We start from the raw sequence: 15,561 nt of genomic DNA on the forward strand, positions 1-15,561 counted from the left end.
CTTGTTGCCCGTAACTGGTCTCTACCTGCGGGTTCCTGGGACGAGCGGTGCGTCTGTCCTTGCCGGCACCACCTTCACGTCCACAAAGTCGCAGACCTGGCACTGCCTCGGCGCGTCGGTCGTCACCTCGCGGTTTGTGAGTCCCGCCCACTTGCATATGTCGCGCAGGATCGGGACGACGGACTCGCCGCGCTCCGTGAGCGAGTACTCCACGCGCGGGGGTATCTCGTCGAAGCTCCTCCTCTGCACGAGGCCATCACGCAGGAGCTCCTTCAGGGACGACGACAGCACGGCATCGGAGATGTTCGTCATCTCCTCCCTCAGCTGACCGTATCTCAGGGTCTGCTTCTTCGAGAGCACGCAGAGGATGCGGCTCTTCCATTTCCCTCCGAAGACCTCGAGTCCGTACTCGAGCGGGCAGCGGATGTCCGGCTCGAGCTTTCTGGTGTGCGGCATGATGCCTCCAAACGCTGCTGTTGCCACCAGTCTTGCAGCATGTTGGGCGCGTCTCAAGTAACTATGCAAAACATGAGTGTCACCTGTCGCGGCGTCTCCTTGGTGCCTCGACAATGCATGCGCAAGCAGGCGGGGAGGTGCGTCATTCGGCGCGCCTCCCCGCTTCTCATGCCCCATGTCCCGGCTCTGGCTAATCCGCCGGGCTGAAGTCCTCCTTGGGGACCCCGCAGACAGGGCAGGTCCAGTCATCTGAGATGTCCTCGAAGGCGGTCCCGGGAGCGATGCCGTTGTCGGGGTCTCCCCTCTCCGGGTCATAGACGTAGCCGCAGACGTTGCACACGTACTTTCTCATGGCAGGCCCAGCACCTTCTCCCCCGGCATCCTCCGTTGCACCAATGAGGGCGCTGACCGCTGCCAAGCACCGTCGGCGAACCCACCGCGATCGCCTTCGATTTGAAGACCTCGGTCATGATCTCGTTCTTGTCGGCATGCGCAATCGAGAAGACCTTCACGACGGTGCTCGGGCTCTGACGTGCGACCTCTGCCGCAATCTCGTGAGCGATCTTGGTCGTGCCCTCCCACATCGTGTCGTAGACCACCGTGACCTGGTCCTCTTGGTACTCGCGCGACCACCTGTCATAGAGGTCGACGATCTGCATGGGGTTGTCGCGCCAGATTGCGCCGTGTGCCGGAGCGATCATCTATAGGGCGACGCCGCTTTGCGGGGCCCCTGGGTCATTTGAGGTGCTTGAGGATGTCGCCCAGCCCGAAGGTGGTCTTGCGGTAGACCTTGTTGTAGAGGGCCTTCTTCGGATGGAGAAGGCCCATGCCCTTCTTGCCGTATCCAGGGATGAGCGCCCTCTTCACCGCACGGGTAGCCCGGCCCCTTGTCCTGGCACTTATCGACTTCTTGATACTTGGCTTCCTCATTCCGTACTTCATGGCTCATTGCCCCCTACGAATTGCAGAGCGAGCGCATCGTCTTCAAAAGCAAGTGCATCGCCCTACCATGGTACGTCTATGCGGGACGGCAGAGGGATGCTCCCACCTTGTCAGCCCCTCTGCGCAGCGCTACCACGCTTTTCTCCGCCAGCCAATCGGGCCGGACAGCTAGAAGACGCCACCTCTCGTGCATGGAGCCACTGTCAGCCGGGCACATTGCCATCGAGGCATCGCGCCGACGTGTCTGGGGCGGTGCCTCGAGCATGTTGAAGGTGGATGCCGCGATGGCGTAATGGTCCCTGGTCAACCTGGATCAGCGGGCGAGCTACCAGAGCCTAGCAGACGGCTTCCCGTCTGCTGAAGTGGCTGCGCCTGCTCGTTTGCCAGCTTGACGGAGTCCATTGCACGTGCATCAATCGAAGAGGCAACGCTCTATCACGTCGCGCCCACGCAGTTTCTCGAGCCAGGCATCAGGGATGGCTCGCCATCCGTACGCGATGCCGGCAAGGCCACCTGCCACAGCCGCCGTCGTGTCCGTATCGTCCCCGAGATTCACCGCTAGACGCAAATTCGTCAAGCTTTTGACAAGGTTGCCGCTCAACTGACCAAAAGCCGGCCACGCACCTGCCCATTTGCTTGACGGCACGGCCCCGCCAAAGCGCCCCGCGACTTCTTAGGCGGCCAAAACACTCGTCCAACGGGCCCAACGCCGCGCCGCAACCGCCCCGTAAAGACCGCAAACACCGCCGGCCACCAGCACAAACTCGGCCATCTACAGCCGCACGCATCGAGCAACCGCCGCTGCGGTATCCTTGGAGCACTTGCACCCGCGCACCAAGGAGCCGCTATGCGCACCGAGCTCGATGTCCCCTTTTCGCACAAAGAAGAAGCCAAGGCGCTGGACGCCAAATGGGACCGGACCAAGAAGATCTGGTATGTACCCAGCGGCGTCAACCCCGAGCCCTTTGCCGAGTGGCTGCCCGGTGTTGACCGATCCGACCCCTCAGCGCCGTATATATATCTAGTACTGGGCAAGCGTGAGTGCTGGAAGTGTCACAAAGAGACCTCGGTCGCGGCCTTTGGCATTCCCTATCGAACCGATAACGACGAGAGCATCGCCATCGCGCACGCGCCCAACGAAGCCGGGCACATTGTCATCGACACGGCCAGCGCCAACGCACTCGCCATCGTGCCCGCTCTTGGCTGCGTGCCGGGCGAGATCCGCGACTACCTTCATAAGCGCTGCGGCTACAAGCCCGTAGGCGCGCGAGCCTCCAAAGCCCCGTCGCTCGGCAACACGTGCACCAGTTGCGACGCGTTGCAAGGCAGTCGCTATCTGCTCGAAGAGCCCTCGTCCCCGTTTGCCCTCACCGCCATCAACAAGCTGCCGGCACTGGAGTTTGTGCGCGTCGAAGTTGCCGGCGTCTTTGGCATCCCAGCCACGCGCACCGACTTTGACCAGGCGCTCTTTACCTGGGCACGCGACCATCACGCCGAGTTCCACAGGCAACTCGGTGAGGGGGTTTATTTGTAGAGACGGAGAGGCCTTCACAGCCAGCTCCTCCGCATCACCTATCCCTCGTCGCCGGCGTCGTACACGATATCGAGGCCACAAACAGGGCATTGCTCCGGATACACCAGCATATGAACGCCCGTACGTTTCCTCACTTCGTCGCTGAACCTGTCACGTGCATCGATGAACCGAATGTCGAGACACGATATTTGCGAGCCGCAGCAAGGACAGGCGACAGCAAACGACCCGCAATCAACCTCTACGTTCGGAAACATATTGTTGTCTATAAGGGCACACGGCAGTTTTCCGTACTTCCCCATCGCAATATCGCCTCGCCAGCTCATACACGCTCCCCTCTCGCTATACAAATTAGGAAGAGCATGCACCGGCGGGTGGGCGCGAGATTGCATCGCAACGCGATCCGATCAAATAACACGATCTTAAAAGACCGCCAAAGCCAAATACGCTAATACGGCAGAAGCCCCGCCTTTTCACGCTTCTTTTCCGAGTGATCGAACTCAATGCGATGGGCCTCAAGAAACACCGTATTGGGTCCAAACCATCCGTTTTCTGGCTCGAACCGTTCAACAAACGCAAGGCCGAGCACCTTATAGCCCACCTCGGTTGCAAATATGACTCCAACTGGGACGCCACATTCCGTGCAGTTGAGCATTTTACGGTTGTAATTCTGGTCTCGAGAACCAACGGTACCCGGCGCTTGAACCGAGTACTTAATGACCCACGTACCATCGTCCAAATAGAGCGGAGGTACATCGGTGTAGAAGCTCTTTCTAGAGTTATGGACCGAAAGCGCAAAGGTCTTATTGGGATCTTGCTTCACCCGATCCTGGCCCGGCCAGAAGATCCCTGAATCCCGCGATCGGCGCATCGTTGATGCTCTCGGTTTGCCGCTGGCTCGCTCGTACCCCACTCCCCTGTATACTGATGTAGCACGTGTTTCATCCGGGCTTGTTGGGCCGGATTGTTCATGGGAGGGTCTTATGGCTGCTTCGAATCCGCCTAAGGGGAGCGTTTCTTCTTCGTCCATCAAGCCGGTTACGCGCAAGGCCGTGCGTTGCCAGCGCGAGGTCGCTTGGCTTGTCACGCAAGCGGCGGGCAGGCTTGTGGCGACCACTCAGGACGTCAATGCGCCTACACCGAGCTTTGTGTTAGCGGCGGCGCTGGATTTTGTGCGCCAATTGGAGCTTGCCGCACAGGATGCCAACGGCCACCTCGACTACCAGAATGTTATGGCGCCCGACCTGCAAACGTTCTGCCACATGGCCAAGTTGCCCGCCGCACCCAATGCGCTTTCAGACGCAGGATACATGTTTACGCTTTCGGGCGCGGGCCTTATCCGCGACATCTATGCATACTGCAGCGAGCTCGCCGAGCGCCACGTCTTTGACGCGGCAGAAGTCAAACCGGGATATGTCATCAAGCTGGTTCTTAGGCTGTTCTTGATGGACGGGTTCGGGGCCATGCCGGCGTAAGCCGAGTCTTCAGCATCACCGTCGACTGAGCAACAACCGCTTTACCTTAGTGGGCGCCAATTGAGGGTCGATTATTGGGTCGCCTCGTCCACTAACGCATTTATTCCACGCGCTCTGACAGTCGATACTTGCGGTTGCGGCTCGTCGCCGGCGCCGTGGGCTCAAGCTCGCCTTGAGCAATGAGCGCGTTGACGCGCGACCTAACCTGGGAAATTGTAAGCCCCGTGCGTTCTGCCAGCTCACGCGTCCCCAGCTCGCCGTAGTGTTTGAGTGCCGTCACAATTAAGCCCCCGCCATGATCGACCGGCTCGATCTTTGAACGGTAAAGTACGACCTTGAACCAATCGAACCCCGGGCAGAACAGGGGCTCGGCCAGACCATGCGCGCGCATGGCATCGATCATCATCGGGATGCCCGAGCCATTGCCCTCAGCCGGCGAACCTGCGCCATCCGGCAGCGGGACAATCGACATGAGTTTCACGAGCGTCGCGTTACGGCATCGGGAGCTGCCGTCAAACAAGTTCTCGCGAGTCTTTCCCCCGTAAAGGCCGCCAGGATTCGCCACCTCGACACGATCGTCAAAGACGTCGACGGTAATCGATTGTCCACAGAACCGATCCCCGTATTCTCGATGGATTACGGCGTTGGCGATTGCCTCGCGCAGAACCTCCTCGGGAATCTCCAGCGAGTCGACACGCGAGACGCCTTGGACGGTCGAGGTTCGCCGCAAATTCTTGGCGACGGCCGCGACGGCATCCGAGATCATCTCGCCCAACGTTCCCTCACAGATTGTGCGGTCCATGAACCTCAGCGACCCCGCCGTGCCTTTCCGGGTCCCCGCATAGACAGCCATGTCGATAAAGAGCTTGGGATAAAACTGCTGAGGGTAGGTGCCCGCAACTAGGAGTCCAGCCTTGGTGACATTGCCCTGGGAATCAAGGAAATTTAGGCGCTCCAGCTTCGTTTGTTTGTCCGGTGCGCCGCGCATTGCCCGGGGCGTCAACGAGAAAGCCCGATCTATCGTACGGTCGACCAGCGCCTCGTCGAGATCGTCCGCGCCCGCGCCCGCCACCGCGTCGCGATCGCTCGGAGTCGCTCGACCGTATGACGCCAATGCGAGCACCTCGGTCGACGAAAGCGGGACATCTTTGTCATCGATGCGCTTGTAGCTGCCGCCCTGGGCGCCCCGCTCTATGACATAGCAGGGCTTGCTCGACGGATCGAGCTCCTCAATCGTAATGACGAGAACGATGACGCCCTGAAGCTCCACTCGCTCGATCGTGTATTTGGGCGGATTGGCCAGCTTTCCTCGACCGCCCGCATCACCCATGCCTGACACAAATTGGTTGAGCACTTTCTCGGTCTCGAAGTTCTCAACCGGGACAAAACCTGCGCGCTCACTCACTCCGAGCACGATGATTCCGCCGGCAGTGTTCGCGAATGCGCTCACCGTTTCCCACACGTCGCGGGAAAGCGTCGTGGCGCTCTCCTTGACCTCGACGTTAAGATCGTCCGAGCCCATGCGCCTTAAAGACTCGAGCAGACCGGTCAGTTCGTTTTCGTTCATCTGCACGTCCTTTCGCTTGGTTCTGCGAAGAATGCCGCGAATGGATTTCCTTCGTCTCTCAGTTATCTCTCGTAACTATCTCTCATCTTTCTGTTATCTCTCATATTAGAGATAAGTGAGAGATGAAAGATAAGATGTCTGCCATCTGTTTCATATAAACATGTTTTTGCTGGTAGAACAATCGGTATTGAGATAATACCATGATTGCTTGTCTCTTTGCTGCTCAGTTATCTCTCATATTTATCTCTCGTCTTTCTGTTATCTCTCGTATTCGTGACGAATGAGAGATGAGAGATGAGAGATGAGAGATGTGCGGGCGGCGGATAAGCGTGGATTTTGGACGGTCGGGAAATGAGGGTGGATATTTGGACGGTTTTTGGGCGTTTGAGGCTGATTCCGTCCGAAAATCCACTCTCATTCGATAGGCGTCCAAGTTTTCACGCTCGCGCGGCGGGCACGCGGGGCCTTTACCCAATCCGTTGGCATCGTCTTCAGTTCGCCGCAGGGTCGCGGCCCCATATGGGTATACTCTCGAGGATTCGACTCGATTCGCCCCCGATGGGGCGTCAAAGGAGACTGCATATGCCCACTACCTCAACCGACCCGCGCGCCGCTGCCGCCGCGCTGCTGGTACCCGGCACTACCTGCCACGGCTTTGCCGTCGAGCGCTGCGAGACCGTGCCCGAGCTCGACTCGGACGCCTATGTGCTACGCCACACCGCCTCGGGCGCTCGCCTGCTGTACCTGGCGTGCGACGACGAAAACAAGGCCTTTGCCATTGGCTTTAAGACGCCGCCGGCCGATTCCACCGGCGTGTTCCATATTCTTGAGCACTCGGTGCTGTGCGGATCGGCCAAGTTCCCTGTCAAGGAGCCGTTTGTCGACCTGATCAAGAGCTCCATGCAGACGTTCCTCAACGCCATGACCTACCCCGACAAGACCATCTACCCCGTTGCCACCACCAACGAGCAGGACCTGTACAACCTGATGGACGTGTACCTGGACGCGGTGTTCAACCCGGCCATCTATACCAAGCCCACCATTTTTGAGCAGGAGGGCTGGCACTACGAGCTGGACCTGCCGGAGGGCGCCGAGGGCGAGGGCGACGGCAGCTCCGAGAGCCTGCGCGAGGGCACGCTGCGCTATAACGGCGTGGTGTTCAACGAGATGAAGGGCGCGCTGTCCGACCCCATGAGCGTGCTGGACGACGCCGTCAACGCCGCGCTCTATCCCGACACCGCCTATGCGCACGAGAGTGGCGGCGACCCGCGCGCGATTCCCGCGCTCACCTACGAGCAGTTCCTGGACACGCACGCGCGCCACTACAATCCTTCCAACTCTTACATCACGCTCTACGGCGACCTGGACGTGGACCGCGCGCTGGCCTTTTTGGACGAGCGCTATCTGTCGCAGCCGAGTGCCGCGAGCCGCCGCATGGACGCTGCCGTTGCCGCCGGCGAGGACCCGTCCGCGCTGGCGCCCAATCCGCTGGACGTGCAGGAGCCTGTGACCTGCGAGTATAAGCGCGTCGAGATGGCCACCACGCCCGAGAACGCCCTGGTGGGCCTGGGCCTGGTGCTGGGCAGTGCGCTCGACCGCAAGCGCACGATCGCGGCGGACATCCTGTTCGAGGCGCTGCTGGGCTCCAACGAAGCGCCGGTTAAGAAGGCCATTCTGGCCGCCGGCCTGGGCGGCAACGTGGTGAGCTACACTGCGGCCGAGAGCCTGCAGCCCTACGAGCTCATCATGCTGCAAAACGCGCAGCCCGGCGTGGCGCGCGAGCTGCGCCGCGTGTTCCAGGACGCCTGCCGCGACCTGTGCGAGCACGGCGTTCCGCGCGAGCGCCTGGAAGCCATCATCAGCAGCAACGAGTACGATCTGCGCCAGCGCGACTACGGTATCGCCGACGGCGTGGCCATTGCGTGCGATGCGCTGAGCACCTGGCTCTACGATGACGACGCCGCGACGCTGGCACTCAAGTACGGCCCGGTGTACGAGGAGCTGCGTGGCGAGCTGGACGGCAGCTACTTTGAGGACCTGCTGCGCGAGCTGGTGCTGGAAAACGACCACATGGCGCTGGTCGAGCTGGTGCCGGTGGACGCCGCCGAGGGTTCGGAGGGTGCCGAGGCCGCCGAGCTGGCAGCCAAGCGCGACGCCATGACCGATGCCGAGCTGGCCGATGTGGTCGAGTGCACGGCCGCGCTGCGTGCCGCGCAGGAGGCCGAGGACACACCCGAGGCCAAGGCCACGCTGCCGCGCCTGCGCGTTTCCGACATTGGCGAGGCGCGCCCCGAGCCGCCGCTCGTTGTGGACACGACTGCGCCCATCCCCTGCCTACGCCACGGCATCCCCACCAACCGCCTGGCCTACGCCATGCAGTATTTCGACCTGAGCTGCGTCGCGTTTGAGGACCTGCCCTATGTGACACTGCTCTGCCGTCTGCTCAAGCAGCTACCCACGAGCGAGCACTCGGCCGAGGAGCTCGACAACTTGCTCGCCGGCAAGCTGGGCTTTTTGAGCTTTACGACCGAGGTCATGACCCAGCCCGACGTGGACGGCGTGCGCCCTTATCTGTTGGTGAGCGCCGGCGCCCTATCCGAGAAGGTCGATGCGCTGGCGAGCCTGCCGCGCGAGGTGTGGTCGAGCACGCTATTGCTCGACGCCGACGCCGACCGCGTGCGCGACGTGCTCACGCAGATTCGCATTGGGCTTGAGCAGGGCTTTATCAACAACGGTCACTCGGCGGCGCTCGGTCGCGCGATGAGCTACAGCTCGCCTTCGGCTGTGGTGCGCGAGCAGCTTTCGGGCGTGGACTTCTACCTGTTCTTGCGCGACCTGCTCGACCACTTTGACGAGCGCCTGGACGGTCTGCGTGCCAAGCTTGCCGAGCTGGCAGACCGCATCTTTGTGGCCGATGGCTGCATGGCGAGCTTTACCGGCAGTGACGAGGACTTTGACGCGTACTGGGATGCTGCGGGCGACCTGGGTTTGGGCGCGGGCGACGGTGCCGATGCCGGCCGCGACACGCTCGTGGTGCCGGCGCCGTGCGACCGCCAGGAGGCCTTTGTCATCCCCAGCGATATCTGCTTTGCGGCAAGCGCGTGCGACCCTCGTCGTCTGGGCATCGACGTGACGGGCGCCTGGGCGGTTGCTGCCAACGCGCTCTCCTACGACTACCTGTGGAACGAGATCCGCGTGAAGGGCGGTGCGTACGGTTGCGGATTCCGCGCGGCCGGCGAGCGTCAGGCGGCGTTCTACACCTACCGTGACCCGGCAATCGACCCCTCGATTGAACGCGTGGCACGCGCAGGCGAATGGCTCGGCAGCTTTGAGCCCGACGAGGCCGCCTTTGAGGGCTTTATCGTGAGCTGCGTGAGCGGCATGGACGCGCCGGTGAAGCCGTACGCGCTTACCAAGCGCCGCAACACGACCTACCTGGCCGGGCTCGATCCGCACGCACGCGAGGAACGCCGCGCCCAGATGCTCGCCGCCACGCCCGGTGAGCTTCGCTCGCTCGGCGCCGACGTGACGCGCATTGCAGCCGAGTCGCCTACCTGTGTCTTTGGCGGCCGAGACGTCATCGCCAAGAGCAACGCCGGCTTTAACGTCATCGACCTGCTGGGCTAAGGCACAAAGGTAGATTTTTGGGATATGCCTGAAAATCTACCTTTTTCTTTTGCCGCAGTCTGCCGGTTTGTCTCGATCTGTAACGCTAAGACGGCAATATTAGCTCCAGATGTTACAAATCGAGACGTTTTCGGATGACGCCGGCCCTTTGTCTCAATCTGTAACATCTAGGTCCGATTTTGCCGAGTTACTGTTACAGATCGAGACAAACCGCCGCGAACACCCGCTCTTCGTCAAAACCACCACGAAGGCGTCCATGAACTGCCCCCTTTGCGATGGTTTGTGTGGTGGTTTGGGTATTTGCCCAGATAAAACCTGCCAAAATAAACCTGTCCCTTTTTGGTAGGTTTGCTAGAGGAGGCTGGGATGGACAAGGCTGAGTTGCGGCGGACGGCGCTTGCTCGGCGCGATGCAATTGATTTGGATGTGCGGGCGGCGAAGTCTGCCGTTATCTGTGCGCGACTTGTTGAGCTGTTGGATCGCTTGGATGCCGCGGCGCCGCACACCGTTGCCATCTATGCCGCGATGGGTTCCGAGGTCGACCCTACCGCGTTTGCCGCTGCGGCCGCCGCGCGCGGCTGGCGCGTAGCCTATCCGTGCATGCTCTCGGCAACAGACGCCGCAGCTTGTGGCCAGCGCATGTGCATGCGGGCAGTTGCTGCTGCCGATGCGTCCTCGGCCCCGTTTATCGGCCACCCCACGCGGGCCTTCGCGGCCACGGACATCGACAGCAGCCGCTTCCCTATCGTGCCTGCCGAAGCTCTCGACATGATCGTCGTACCGCTTGTAGCCTTCGACCGCGCCGGCGCACGCCTGGGCTACGGCGGCGGCTGCTATGACCGCTACCTGCCCATGCTCTCGCCCGCATGTCAAATCATCGGCATCGCCTTTGACGAGCAGCGTGTCGACCACGTTCCCACCGACGCCCACGACCTGCCGCTACCCCACATCGTCAGCGCCTAACCGCCGTTGTATCGCACCCGCAAGATGAGCGTGGAAAATCTCCCACTTTGGGCCTGTTCGGGGGCAAAAAACGGGAGATTATCCACGCTCATTATTCAAACGTCCGATAATCCACGCTCGTGTGTCCGAAAATCCACGCTCAACCAATGCGCGTCTAAATTCCCACGCTCGTCCGTCCGGATTTCCACGCTCGTGCAGCCAAACGCCTTGCAACTGCCTCAGCACGCACGCGGCACGCCGGCGACTTTGAGCTTGCGATCGAGCTTTGTCGGATCCCTTAGATCATCCCAGCACAAGCGCACGATCTTGCAGTTATCAAGCAGCGAAAGCCTCGACTCGCGCTGACGCTCATCGAACTGCGCCTTTGCGAGCTTGCCCTCCTCCGCCGCTTTCTCGCTTTTAACGAATCCGTCGAACTCACCGATAATCAGCTGGTCGCCCACGCGCCACAAGTAGTCGACGCGATACGGCCGTCCCGGCTCAACCGGGTCGAACAGTTCAACTTGCAGCTCCGGCATCTGCCAGCCGCGCTCGATCATCAGGGCACGTGCCTTGGACTCGCCACCGCTTTCCGACAGACCATCGGCACACCGCGCAACCCTGCGCGCCATCACAACACCGCGACGATTCAGGCCAAGCTTATCGACCGTCTCAACGAGATGCTCCTTCGACAAAAGCTGCTCATGGAGCGCCGAGTCCGCAATGATCAGCCCTTCGACAAACGATGCATCGACCAGGCAATCCGCAATCGTTTGATCGATATCGGTCACGGCAATATCCATCTGGCTTGCCCGTGTTCGATAAGCATACCGATGACGAATGACCTGAGAGCCCGGCGTCGTCGATTGCGCCGGCGCCACGGCGATATGGATGTGCGTCAAATTGGCATGCGAAACCGAAAGGCCATAGATAACAGCCGCCGTATAGGAGCAAAATGTCCAGTCGGGGTGCTTTTGCGCAAGCGCCCGCACCCGATGCAGATAACGCTGCCGAAACTTGAGCTCGGACCAGTATTCCGGACGCGCATACAGCCCCGGCATGACCGCCTCTAGACTTCCCGCCTCCGCCCGCCGCTCAATCTGCTTTGCCTCCGCCGCCGTGCGCGCGTACACGCAGCTCATCTGCTGTTCGCACGCCTTAATGTGACTTGCAAGTCTTTGATTCGCCGTCATGTTTCCCATGTCGCCTCCCAACTCTTGGAACGGCGCAAACGTACCAGACGGTTTCATGCGAAGTCTGACCAAATACCGTCCAGGCGCTGACCAAATGCTTGACGGTTTTGGACGATTTAGGCTGATGGCTTATATCTGCAGGTAGAAGCCTTGCCAAGAGGTCCCTGTCTCCACATTTTGAGGCCTTGGTCCATTGGATTATCAGAAAGAAAAACCCGTCGAGATTCAAGACTACGCCAAATGCGACTTTGCCTCTGCATGCACCGTCTCTTAGCCGAGCCATCGGCATCTACATGCCTAAAAAATGAGCGTGGATAATCTCCCGTTTTGAGCCTAGTTTTGAGCCAAAAGTGGGAGATTATCCACGCTCGATTTGTAAACGTCCGAAAATCCACGCTCGTGTGTCCGAAAATCCACGTTCGTGTGTCCGAAAATCCACGTTCGTCACGCCGCGAGCACAGCAACGGCCGCAGCAGCAACCACAGCTACAGCCTAGTGCTCCTCGCCGGCGCGGGCCAGGTCGTAGGGCGTGGTCTGGTAGACGTAGTAGTTGAGCCAGTTGGTGTAGAACAGCTGAGCCTGGCTGCGCCAGACGTTGCGCGGCTCGGCGGTGGGGTCGTCGTTCGGGAAGTAATGCGCCGGCACCTGAGGGTTGAGCCCGCGCTTAACGTCGCGCTCGTACTCCAGACGCAACGTGTCGGTATCGTACTCGGGGTGACCAAATACAAAGAAGCGACGGCTGTCGGTCGACTTGACGATGTACAGGCCCACCTCGTCGGATACGGCCACGACCTCAAGCTGCGGCTCGGCCTCCACGTCCTCGCGGCGCACATCGGTGTTGCGCGAATGCACGGCATAGAAACGGTCGTCAAAGCCGCGGACCAGCGGGCTTTGCGGCTTCACCAGATAATGCTCAAACACGCCGCTCGCCTTTGCCGGCAGGTCATGCTTCTGGATGCCGTAATGATGGTAGAGCCCCGCCTGCGCGCCCCAACAAATGTGCAGCGTAGAGTGCACGTGCGTGGTGGACCAATCCATGATCTGGCAGAGCTCGGGCCAGTAGTCGACCTCCTCGAACGGCATCTGCTCCACCGGCGCGCCCGTGATGATCAGGCCGTCGTAGTGGATGTCGCGGATGTCGTCGAACGTGCGGTAGAACGTCTCCAGGTGGCCGGCGCTCACGTGCGTGGCCTCGTGCGTCTTGGTGCGCAGCAGGTCCACCTCCACCTGCAGCGGCGTGTTGGAGAGCTTGCGCATGATCTGCGTCTCGGTGGCGATCTTAGTGGGCATGAGGTTGAGGATGAGCACGCGCAGCGGACGGATGTCCTGGTGCAGCGCGCGGTACTCGGTCATGACAAAGATGTTCTCGCTCTCGAGCTGCGCGGCGGCAGGGAGAGCGTCGGGGATACGAATGGGCATGGATGCTCCTTACGAGTCAGTTGCAGCTATGGTACAACGACCGGCCCCATCCGCGCGAGCGCATCGCCCAGCGATGCCGTCAGCGGCCCAAATCACTCCAAAAGTAGAGATTAAGGCATGTCCCAAAATCTACGGCACTTTAGCCTAGCAAAGTAACAGCAGAACGCTACAATGGTTCGACGCGAAAAACTCGGCCGAAAGGATACATATATGTACCAGACGCGTAAGATCGGTGTGGTCGGCCAGGGCCACGTAGGAGCACATGTCGCCAACAGCCTACTTATGCAGGGCATTGCCGATGAGCTGTACCTGTGCGATATCAACGAGGCCAAGGTGACGTCCGAGGTCCAGGACCTGCGCGACTCCCTTTCATTTGTCCCGTACAACACCAAGATCGTCAACTGCTACGACCACTACGAGGAGCTGGCCTGCTGCGATGTCATCGTCAATGCCGCCGGCAAGGTCGCACTGGCCGCCGGCAACCGCGACGGCGAGCTGTTCTTTACCACCGACGCCGCCCGCACCTTTGCCAAGTGCATCGTCGATGCCGGCTTTGACGGCATCTTCGTGAGCATCTCCAACCCCTGCGACGTCGTGTGCACCGAGCTGTGGCACCTGACCGGCTACGATCCCAAGAAGATCATCGGCTCGGGCTGCGGCCTGGACTCCGCCCGCCTGCGCACCGAGATCTCCAAGAAGGTCGGTGTGAGCCCCAAGTCCATCGACGCCTATATGATCGGCGAGCACGGCTTTAGCCAGCTTGCAGCCTTTAAGGCCGCGACCATCGCCGGCAAGAGCCTTAACGAGCTTCAGGCCGAGAACCCCGACAAGTACGCCTTCGACCACATGGAGGTCGAGGAGCTTGCACGCAAGGGCGGCTATGTGACCTACCAGGGCAAGCAGTGCACCGAGTACGCCGTCGCCAACTCCGCCGCACGCGTCTGCGCCGCTGTGCTGCACAACGAGCACGCCGTGCTTTCGGCCTCTACGCTTATGACCGGCCAGTATGGCGAGGAGGGCATCTTTACCTCCCTGCCGTGCGTGATCGGTGCCGAGGGCGTCGAGGAAGTCTACACACTGGACCTGTCCGAGCACGAGCTCGAGGGCTTCCACAAGAGCTGCCAGCACATCCGCGACAACATCGCCCAGCTCGACTGGTGGGACGCCGAAGGCGTTGTCGGCAAGTAGACCGTCAATCGCCGCAATCTCGCGAATCTAAACGCGATACCAAGCGGACCGCGCCGGAAATCCCCGGCGCGGCCCGCTTTTTTGACTCACGCAGTGCCCTTGCGAATCGAAGGTGAATACTTTTCCCGGTGCCTAGTACTGCTCGATGCCCATGTAGCGACGGACCTCGGGGCTGTGGTCGAACACCTTGCCGCGGGCGGCGCGCAGCTCGCAGCTCATCGCATAGAAGAAGATCGGCTCCAGGAACGAACGCACGCTGGCGGGCACCTCGTCCACGCCGTACTCGAGCGCATCGAGCACCATAACCGTATCGGTGTGCGTGTTGAGGAACGCAAGTGCACGCTCCTCCATGGGACGGCACTCGCCCGATCCGAGCTGTACAAAGTAGAACACGCCGGGCTCGGTGGCTTCGAACGGGCCGTGGAAGTACTCGCCGGAGTGGATATAGCAGCAGTGCTGCCACTGCATCTCCATGAGCGAGCAGATGGCCATAGCGTAGGTCTGGCTAAAGTTGGGGCCGGAACCCAGGATATAGAAGAACTCGTGCTGCTGGCAGAGCTCGGCAAAGCGATCGCCCAGCTCGGCGTTGACCTTCTCGCGGGCAGCGGGCAGCAGGGCATCCATCTGCTTAAGGCCGGCGTACATGTCGGCGAGTGCCTCGTAACCCTCCTGCTGGTCGAGCAGTTCGGCAGCGATCAGAGCGCCGATGCCCTGCGGCACCTCGGCCTGCGGCACGTCCTCGCCCCACGGATAGACCCAGGTAGTCCACTTGCCGTTATCGATCTTGGAGCCTTCGCAGTCGGTCATGGCCACGACCTCGGCGCCGGCTGCCAGCGCCATCTCGCAGCCGTCGACGACCTCCTGCGTATTGCCGCTGTGGCTGCAGGCGATGACGAGCGACTTCTCGCCAAGGCTCTTGGGGGCCATCAGGCAAAACTCGCGTGCCGTGTAGACCGTCGAGGTAAACGTGGTTGCCTCGCGCTTGAGCAGCTCGTTGGCCGGCATCAGGTCGATCATCGAACCGCCGCAGGCGATCCAAAAGACATTCTCAATCTTGCCCTTGCGCTCGATAATTTCCTGAATCAGATCGTGTGCGTTCATGGTGATGCTCCTCCTTGTGTGGCGGTTTTGAACGACGTCAGCTCGTACCTGCGGTCGTTCTATGTTGTCCTATTTATAGCACGCATGACGACGCACGTGAAGCCATCTCACCAAATTTGT

The 15,561-nt window shown here is 60.7% G+C and carries 15 protein-coding genes; 5 read left to right on the forward strand and 10 right to left on the reverse strand.

The window, feature by feature from the left end; translation table 11 throughout:
- Window positions 1–21: 21 nt before the first annotated feature.
- The 5 genes from ACESWY_RS00470 to ACESWY_RS00490 form a co-directional block, all read right to left on the reverse strand.
- Window positions 22–456 carry a winged helix-turn-helix transcriptional regulator gene (locus ACESWY_RS00470; protein ID WP_333789939.1) on the reverse strand — a complete coding sequence of 145 codons (435 nt, stop codon included), beginning with the start codon at window positions 454–456 and terminating at the stop codon, window positions 22–24.
- Between the two features lie 190 nt (window positions 457–646).
- Window positions 647–808: a rubredoxin gene (gene rd / locus ACESWY_RS00475; protein ID WP_333789940.1), complete on the reverse strand. Its 162-nt coding sequence runs from the start codon at window positions 806–808 to the stop codon at window positions 647–649.
- Window positions 768–1,157, reverse strand: a complete 390-nt coding sequence (locus tag ACESWY_RS00480; RefSeq protein ID WP_373092850.1) for a hypothetical protein — start codon at window positions 1,155–1,157, stop codon at window positions 768–770. The genes rd and ACESWY_RS00480 overlap by 41 nt, the downstream gene beginning before the upstream one ends.
- A 34-nt stretch (window positions 1,158–1,191) precedes the next feature.
- Window positions 1,192–1,398 (reverse strand): hypothetical protein, encoded by a 207-nt coding sequence (locus tag ACESWY_RS00485; protein WP_373092848.1) that lies wholly within the window; start codon window positions 1,396–1,398, stop codon window positions 1,192–1,194.
- A 412-nt stretch (window positions 1,399–1,810) separates the two neighbouring features.
- Window positions 1,811–2,044: an ADP-ribosylglycohydrolase family protein gene (locus ACESWY_RS00490; protein ID WP_333789943.1), complete on the reverse strand. Its 234-nt coding sequence runs from the start codon at window positions 2,042–2,044 to the stop codon at window positions 1,811–1,813.
- A 201-nt stretch (window positions 2,045–2,245) separates the two neighbouring features.
- On the opposite strand from ACESWY_RS00490, the gene ACESWY_RS00495 reads away from it, so the two are divergent.
- Window positions 2,246–2,932 (forward strand): DUF5710 domain-containing protein, encoded by a 687-nt coding sequence (locus ACESWY_RS00495; protein ID WP_373092846.1) that lies wholly within the window; start codon window positions 2,246–2,248, stop codon window positions 2,930–2,932.
- 445 nt (window positions 2,933–3,377) lie between these two features.
- Here ACESWY_RS00495 and ACESWY_RS00500 read toward each other — a convergent pair whose 3' ends face one another.
- The gene (locus tag ACESWY_RS00500) at window positions 3,378–3,752 is read right to left on the reverse strand and encodes a hypothetical protein (RefSeq protein ID WP_373092844.1); all 375 of its coding nucleotides are present in this window, start codon (window positions 3,750–3,752) and stop codon (window positions 3,378–3,380) included.
- Between the two features lie 160 nt (window positions 3,753–3,912).
- On the opposite strand from ACESWY_RS00500, the gene ACESWY_RS00505 reads away from it, so the two are divergent.
- A complete protein-coding gene (locus tag ACESWY_RS00505) occupies window positions 3,913–4,404 on the forward strand; it encodes a hypothetical protein (protein WP_373092842.1) in 492 nt (163 codons plus the stop codon).
- Between the two features lie 100 nt (window positions 4,405–4,504).
- Here ACESWY_RS00505 and ACESWY_RS00510 read toward each other — a convergent pair whose 3' ends face one another.
- Complete coding sequence (locus ACESWY_RS00510) at window positions 4,505–5,971, reverse strand: ATP-binding protein (protein WP_373092840.1); 1,467 nt, start codon at window positions 5,969–5,971, stop codon at window positions 4,505–4,507.
- A gap of 582 nt (window positions 5,972–6,553) precedes the next feature.
- Here ACESWY_RS00510 and ACESWY_RS00515 point away from each other — a divergent pair.
- On the forward strand, window positions 6,554–9,598 hold the full coding sequence (locus ACESWY_RS00515; RefSeq protein WP_373092838.1) for an insulinase family protein: 3,045 nt from the start codon (window positions 6,554–6,556) through the stop codon (window positions 9,596–9,598).
- Window positions 9,599–9,964: 366 nt separating this feature from the next.
- On the forward strand, window positions 9,965–10,561 hold the full coding sequence (locus tag ACESWY_RS00520) for a 5-formyltetrahydrofolate cyclo-ligase (protein WP_373092834.1): 597 nt from the start codon (window positions 9,965–9,967) through the stop codon (window positions 10,559–10,561).
- 218 nt (window positions 10,562–10,779) lie between these two features.
- Here the strand turns inward: ACESWY_RS00520 and ACESWY_RS00525 are convergent, their stop codons facing one another.
- A complete protein-coding gene (locus ACESWY_RS00525; protein ID WP_373092832.1) occupies window positions 10,780–11,742 on the reverse strand; it encodes a hypothetical protein in 963 nt (320 codons plus the stop codon).
- A gap of 483 nt (window positions 11,743–12,225) precedes the next feature.
- Window positions 12,226–13,152 (reverse strand): homoserine O-acetyltransferase MetA, encoded by a 927-nt coding sequence (gene metA, locus ACESWY_RS00530; protein ID WP_117765542.1) that lies wholly within the window; start codon window positions 13,150–13,152, stop codon window positions 12,226–12,228.
- Between the two features lie 210 nt (window positions 13,153–13,362).
- Here metA and ACESWY_RS00535 point away from each other — a divergent pair, with 210 nt between their 5' ends.
- Window positions 13,363–14,340 (forward strand): L-lactate dehydrogenase, encoded by a 978-nt coding sequence (locus ACESWY_RS00535; protein WP_373092829.1) that lies wholly within the window; start codon window positions 13,363–13,365, stop codon window positions 14,338–14,340.
- Window positions 14,341–14,472: 132 nt separating this feature from the next.
- Here the strand turns inward: ACESWY_RS00535 and ACESWY_RS00540 are convergent, their stop codons facing one another.
- Complete coding sequence (locus ACESWY_RS00540) at window positions 14,473–15,441, reverse strand: SIS domain-containing protein (protein ID WP_373092826.1); 969 nt, start codon at window positions 15,439–15,441, stop codon at window positions 14,473–14,475.
- Window positions 15,442–15,561: the final 120 nt, after the last annotated feature.

Origin of the sequence: Collinsella aerofaciens ATCC 25986, from assembly GCF_964237925.1 — a bacterium.
Lineage (GTDB): Bacteria > Actinomycetota > Coriobacteriia > Coriobacteriales > Coriobacteriaceae > Collinsella > Collinsella aerofaciens_BJ.

Coding starts and splice junctions, on each gene's coding strand:
- ACESWY_RS00470 (WP_333789939.1), bottom strand. CDS start 456: ATGCCGCACACCAGAAAGCTCGAGCCGGACATCCGCTGCCCGCTCGAG.
- rd (WP_333789940.1), bottom strand. CDS start 808: ATGAGAAAGTACGTGTGCAACGTCTGCGGCTACGTCTATGACCCGGAG.
- ACESWY_RS00480 (WP_373092850.1), bottom strand. CDS start 1,157: ATGATCGCTCCGGCACACGGCGCAATCTGGCGCGACAACCCCATGCAG.
- ACESWY_RS00485 (WP_373092848.1), bottom strand. CDS start 1,398: ATGAAGTACGGAATGAGGAAGCCAAGTATCAAGAAGTCGATAAGTGCC.
- ACESWY_RS00495 (WP_373092846.1), top strand. CDS start 2,246: ATGCGCACCGAGCTCGATGTCCCCTTTTCGCACAAAGAAGAAGCCAAG.
- ACESWY_RS00505 (WP_373092842.1), top strand. CDS start 3,913: ATGGCTGCTTCGAATCCGCCTAAGGGGAGCGTTTCTTCTTCGTCCATC.
- ACESWY_RS00510 (WP_373092840.1), bottom strand. CDS start 5,971: ATGAACGAAAACGAACTGACCGGTCTGCTCGAGTCTTTAAGGCGCATG.
- ACESWY_RS00515 (WP_373092838.1), top strand. CDS start 6,554: ATGCCCACTACCTCAACCGACCCGCGCGCCGCTGCCGCCGCGCTGCTG.
- ACESWY_RS00520 (WP_373092834.1), top strand. CDS start 9,965: ATGGACAAGGCTGAGTTGCGGCGGACGGCGCTTGCTCGGCGCGATGCA.
- ACESWY_RS00525 (WP_373092832.1), bottom strand. CDS start 11,742: ATGGGAAACATGACGGCGAATCAAAGACTTGCAAGTCACATTAAGGCG.
- metA (WP_117765542.1), bottom strand. CDS start 13,152: ATGCCCATTCGTATCCCCGACGCTCTCCCTGCCGCCGCGCAGCTCGAG.
- ACESWY_RS00535 (WP_373092829.1), top strand. CDS start 13,363: ATGTACCAGACGCGTAAGATCGGTGTGGTCGGCCAGGGCCACGTAGGA.
- ACESWY_RS00540 (WP_373092826.1), bottom strand. CDS start 15,441: ATGAACGCACACGATCTGATTCAGGAAATTATCGAGCGCAAGGGCAAG.